Consider the following 5979-nt stretch of genomic DNA (forward strand, 5'->3'; position numbering starts at 1 on the left):
TTTCGCCTTAGCCGGGCCGATACCCGGCAATGCCTCCAGTTCGGCAGAAGAGGCCGTATTGACGTTCACGGCAGCCAAAGAGAATGCCGTACACACGGCGGCAAAGACACCAAATAAAAATTTCTTCATCAGGGTTTTCCTATAACGTGTTGGATTGAATCAACCGGGCCGTCTGCAGGACGGTTTTCCCCACCCCGCCGACACTGCCACACGACAGTAGAACACGGCCCTATTCCATATAAATGCATACGACATAATAACGCAAATACCGTTCGATTTCAAATATTCTAAACAGTTAACCGTAACTTTCGGCACTTTATGTTCAAGAATAACAACATAGTTATCATCCTTTAATTTAAACAACAAGAATGCACGAGTCATCAAACCGACAGAACCGACAGGCATGTAAAAAGCCCCCGACATCAGTCGGGGGCTTCGGAATGGGTGTTTGGCGGTGACCTACTTTCACATGGAAGAACCACACTATCATCGGCGCTGAGTCGTTTCACGGTCCTGTTCGGGATGGGAAGGCGTGGGACCAACTCGCTATGGCCGCCAAACTTAAACTGTTACAAATCGGTAAAGCCTTAATCAATATATTTGGTGATGACTGAATCAGTCAGTAAGCTTTTATCTCTTGAAGTTCTTCAAATGATAGAGTCAAGCCTCACGAGCAATTAGTATGGGTTAGCTTCACGCGTTACCGCGCTTCCACACCCCACCTATCAACGTCCTGGTCTCGAACGACTCTTTAGTGTGGTTAAACCACAAGGGAAGTCTCATCTTCAGGCGAGTTTCGCGCTTAGATGCTTTCAGCGCTTATCTCTTCCGAACTTAGCTACCCGGCTATGCAACTGGCGTTACAACCGGTACACCAGAGGTTCGTCCACTCCGGTCCTCTCGTACTAGGAGCAGCCCCCGTCAAACTTCCAACGCCCACTGCAGATAGGGACCAAACTGTCTCACGACGTTTTAAACCCAGCTCACGTACCACTTTAAATGGCGAACAGCCATACCCTTGGGACCGACTACAGCCCCAGGATGTGATGAGCCGACATCGAGGTGCCAAACTCCGCCGTCGATATGAACTCTTGGGCGGAATCAGCCTGTTATCCCCGGAGTACCTTTTATCCGTTGAGCGATGGCCCTTCCATACAGAACCACCGGATCACTATGTCCTGCTTTCGCACCTGCTCGACTTGTCGGTCTCGCAGTTAAGCTACCTTTTGCCATTGCACTATCAGTCCGATTTCCGACCGGACCTAGGTAACCTTCGAACTCCTCCGTTACTCTTTGGGAGGAGACCGCCCCAGTCAAACTGCCTACCATGCACGGTCCCCGACCCGGATTACGGGTCTGGGTTAGAACCTCAAAGACACCAGGGTGGTATTTCAAGGACGGCTCCACAGAGACTGGCGTCTCTGCTTCAAAGCCTCCCACCTATCCTACACAAGTGACTTCAAAGTCCAATGCAAAGCTACAGTAAAGGTTCACGGGGTCTTTCCGTCTAGCAGCGGGTAGATTGCATCTTCACAACCACTTCAACTTCGCTGAGTCTCGGGAGGAGACAGTGTGGCCATCGTTACGCCATTCGTGCGGGTCGGAACTTACCCGACAAGGAATTTCGCTACCTTAGGACCGTTATAGTTACGGCCGCCGTTTACTGGGGCTTCGATCCGATGCTTGCACATCTTCAATTAACCTTCCAGCACCGGGCAGGCGTCACACCCTATACGTCCACTTTCGTGTTAGCAGAGTGCTGTGTTTTTAATAAACAGTCGCAGCCACCTATTCTCTGCGACCCTCCAGGGCTTACGGAGCAAGTCCTTAACCTTAGAGGGCATACCTTCTCCCGAAGTTACGGTATCAATTTGCCGAGTTCCTTCTCCCGAGTTCTCTCAAGCGCCTTAGAATTCTCATCCTGCCCACCTGTGTCGGTTTGCGGTACGGTTCGATTCAAACTGAAGCTTAGTGGCTTTTCCTGGAAGCGTGGTATCGGTTACTTCATGTCCGTAGACACTCGTCGTCACTTCTCGGTGTTAAGAAGACCCGGATTTGCCTAAGTCTTCCACCTACCGGCTTAAACAAGCTATTCCAACAGCTTGCTAACCTAACCTTCTCCGTCCCCACATCGCATTTGAATCAAGTACAGGAATATTAACCTGTTTCCCATCGACTACGCATTTCTGCCTCGCCTTAGGGGCCGACTCACCCTACGCCGATGAACGTTGCGTAGGAAACCTTGGGCTTTCGGCGAGCGGGCTTTTCACCCGCTTTATCGCTACTCATGTCAACATTCGCACTTCTGATACCTCCAGCACACTTTACAATGCACCTTCATTGGCCTACAGAACGCTCCCCTACCATGCCAGTAAACTGGCATCCGCAGCTTCGGTTATAGATTTGAGCCCCGTTACATCTTCCGCGCAGGACGACTCGACCAGTGAGCTATTACGCTTTCTTTAAATGATGGCTGCTTCTAAGCCAACATCCTGGCTGTCTGGGCCTTCCCACTTCGTTTACCACTTAATCTATCATTTGGGACCTTAGCTGGCGGTCTGGGTTGTTTCCCTCTTGACAACGGACGTTAGCACCCGCTGTCTGTCTCCCGAGGAACCACTTGATGGTATTCTTAGTTTGCCATGGGTTGGTAAGTTGCAATAACCCCCTAGCCATAACAGTGCTTTACCCCCATCAGTGTCTTGCTCGAGGCACTACCTAAATAGTTTTCGGGGAGAACCAGCTATCTCCGAGTTTGTTTAGCCTTTCACCCCTATCCACAGCTCATCCCCGCATTTTGCAACATGCGTGGGTTCGGTCCTCCAGTACCTGTTACGGCACCTTCAACCTGGCCATGGATAGATCACTCGGTTTCGGGTCTACACCCAGCAACTGTTCGCCCTATTAAGACTCGGTTTCCCTACGCCTCCCCTATTCGGTTAAGCTCGCTACTGAATGTAAGTCGTTGACCCATTATACAAAAGGTACGCAGTCACACCACAAGGGTGCTCCCACTGTTTGTATGCATCAGGTTTCAGGTTCTATTTCACTCCCCTCCCGGGGTTCTTTTCGCCTTTCCCTCACGGTACTGGTTCACTATCGGTCGATGATGAGTATTTAGCCTTGGAGGATGGTCCCCCCATATTCAGACAGGATTTCACGTGTCCCGCCCTACTTTTCGTACGCTTAGTACCACTATTGAGATTTCGAATACGGGACTATCACCCACTATGGTCAAGCTTCCCAGCTTGTTCTTCTATCTCGACAGTTATCACGTACAGGCTCCTCCGCGTTCGCTCGCCACTACTTGCGGAATCTCGGTTGATTTCTTTTCCTCCGGGTACTTAGATGGTTCAGTTCTCCGGGTTCGCTTCGCTTATCCTATGTATTCAGATAAGGATACCTCCTAAGAGGTGGGTTTCCCCATTCGGACACCGCGGGATCATAGCTTTATTGCCAGCTCCCCCACGCTTTTCGCAGGCTTACACGTCCTTCGTCGCCTATCATCGCCAAGGCATCCACCTGATGCACTTATTCACTTGACTCTATCATTTCAAGAACCTCTTTGACTTCGTTTGCCTACCCGTTGACTAGGGAAGCAAACTTGAAATTCCTACTTTGATAAAGCTTACTGCTTTGTTGTGTCTTAATCCTGCCTTTTGTGTTTCAGGATTAAGTCGATACAATCATCACCCAAATACTGTGTTTGTTTCCTTTTCTCTTGCAAGAGATTTTTCATCCTTTGCAAAGAACAAAAAATTAAAACAAACTCATTGTCTTTGTTTGTTGATTTCGGCTTTCCAATTTGTTAAAGATCGATGCGTCAATATTTCACTTCGCAAATCAAAATAAGCTGCTAAGTATAGCAGGCTTCCTTTGATTTGTAAAGTTCTTGGTGGAGGCAAACGGGATCGAACCGATGACCCCCTGCTTGCAAAGCAGGTGCTCTACCAACTGAGCTATGCCCCCGTTCTTGGTGGGTCTGGGAGGACTTGAACCTCCGACCCCACGCTTATCAAGCGTGTGCTCTAACCAGCTGAGCTACAAACCCGGATTCTCTTCTTAAGCGAATCTTGTCTTCACTCAAGCTTTTCTCTTCCGCATCTTTTACAGTTTACCGATAAGTGTGAATGCATCAGGCCTCTTCTTTCTCTAGAAAGGAGGTGATCCAGCCGCAGGTTCCCCTACGGCTACCTTGTTACGACTTCACCCCAGTCATGAAGCATACCGTGGTAAGCGGGCTCCTTGCGGTTACCCTACCTACTTCTGGTATCCCCCACTCCCATGGTGTGACGGGCGGTGTGTACAAGACCCGGGAACGTATTCACCGCAGTATGCTGACCTGCGATTACTAGCGATTCCGACTTCATGCACTCGAGTTGCAGAGTGCAATCCGGACTACGATCGGTTTTGTGAGATTGGCTCCACCTCGCGGCTTGGCTACCCTCTGTACCGACCATTGTATGACGTGTGAAGCCCTGGTCATAAGGGCCATGAGGACTTGACGTCATCCCCACCTTCCTCCGGCTTGTCACCGGCAGTCTCATTAGAGTGCCCAACTAAATGATGGCAACTAATGACAAGGGTTGCGCTCGTTGCGGGACTTAACCCAACATCTCACGACACGAGCTGACGACAGCCATGCAGCACCTGTGTTACGGTTCCCGAAGGCACTCCTCCGTCTCTGGAGGATTCCGTACATGTCAAGACCAGGTAAGGTTCTTCGCGTTGCATCGAATTAATCCACATCATCCACCGCTTGTGCGGGTCCCCGTCAATTCCTTTGAGTTTTAATCTTGCGACCGTACTCCCCAGGCGGTCAATTTCACGCGTTAGCTACGCTACTAAGCAATCAAGTTGCCCAACAGCTAATTGACATCGTTTAGGGCGTGGACTACCAGGGTATCTAATCCTGTTTGCTACCCACGCTTTCGAGCATGAACGTCAGTGTTATCCCAGGAGGCTGCCTTCGCCATCGGTATTCCTCCACATCTCTACGCATTTCACTGCTACACGTGGAATTCTACCTCCCTCTGACACACTCTAGTCACCCAGTTCAGAACGCAGTTCCCAGGTTGAGCCCGGGGATTTCACATCCTGCTTAAGTAACCGTCTGCGCTCGCTTTACGCCCAGTAATTCCGATTAACGCTCGCACCCTACGTATTACCGCGGCTGCTGGCACGTAGTTAGCCGGTGCTTATTCTTCAGGTACCGTCATCAGCTGTCGGTATTAGCAACAGCCTTTTCTTCCCTGACAAAAGTCCTTTACAACCCGAAGGCCTTCTTCAGACACGCGGCATGGCTGGATCAGGCTTGCGCCCATTGTCCAAAATTCCCCACTGCTGCCTCCCGTAGGAGTCTGGGCCGTGTCTCAGTCCCAGTGTGGCGGATCATCCTCTCAGACCCGCTACTGATCGTCGCCTTGGTAGGCCTTTACCCCACCAACTAGCTAATCAGATATCGGCCGCTCGAATAACGCAAGGCCCGAAGGTCCCCTGCTTTCCTCCTCAGAGAATATGCGGTATTAGCTAATCTTTCGATTAGTTATCCCCCATTACTCGGTACGTTCCGATATATTACTCACCCGTTCGCCACTCGCCACCCAAGAAGCAAGCTTCTCTGTGCTGCCGTCCGACTTGCATGTGTAAAGCATGCCGCCAGCGTTCAATCTGAGCCAGGATCAAACTCTTATGTTCAATCTCTAACTTATAACTTCTGGTCTGCTTCAAAGAAACCGACAGGACAATGTCTAAAACATCATCTTGTCTGTCTTTCAAACAGTGTGAGGCCTAATGCACTCACACTTATCGGTAATCTGTTTTTTAAAGAGCGAATCGAATTATACAGTACATTTAGCAAATGTCAACTAAAATTATCGAAAATTCTAACTAACTGTGTTATACTGTCTGCTTCGTTTTCTTCACCGCGTCAGCAGCGAAGAACCGAACTATACGCCTACCTACAAAACCAGTCAACAC

Annotated in this window: 1 protein-coding gene, 2 tRNA genes and 3 rRNA genes; all 6 read right to left on the reverse strand. The window is 49.8% G+C overall.

What is annotated here, in order from left to right; translation table 11 throughout:
- The coding region (locus ACTHS3_RS09920; RefSeq protein ID WP_440367869.1) for a ComEA family DNA-binding protein at positions 1 to 129 on the reverse strand (129 nt) is incomplete at its 3' end.
- Between the two features lie 317 nt (positions 130 to 446).
- Positions 447 to 560 (reverse strand): 5S ribosomal RNA (rrf, locus tag ACTHS3_RS09925).
- 96 nt (positions 561 to 656) lie between these two features.
- Positions 657 to 3545 (reverse strand): 23S ribosomal RNA (locus ACTHS3_RS09930).
- A 348-nt stretch (positions 3546 to 3893) separates the two neighbouring features.
- Positions 3894 to 3969 (reverse strand) — tRNA-Ala (locus ACTHS3_RS09935).
- A 5-nt stretch (positions 3970 to 3974) separates the two neighbouring features.
- Positions 3975 to 4051, reverse strand: a tRNA-Ile gene (locus ACTHS3_RS09940).
- A gap of 105 nt (positions 4052 to 4156) precedes the next feature.
- Positions 4157 to 5697: ribosomal RNA gene (locus ACTHS3_RS09945) — 16S ribosomal RNA — on the reverse strand.
- The 16S, 23S and 5S rRNA genes sit together here with 2 tRNA genes alongside, the layout of an rRNA operon.
- Positions 5698 to 5979 lie beyond the last annotated feature (282 nt).

It is taken from the genome of Neisseria sp. P0009.S007 (genome assembly GCF_051962515.1).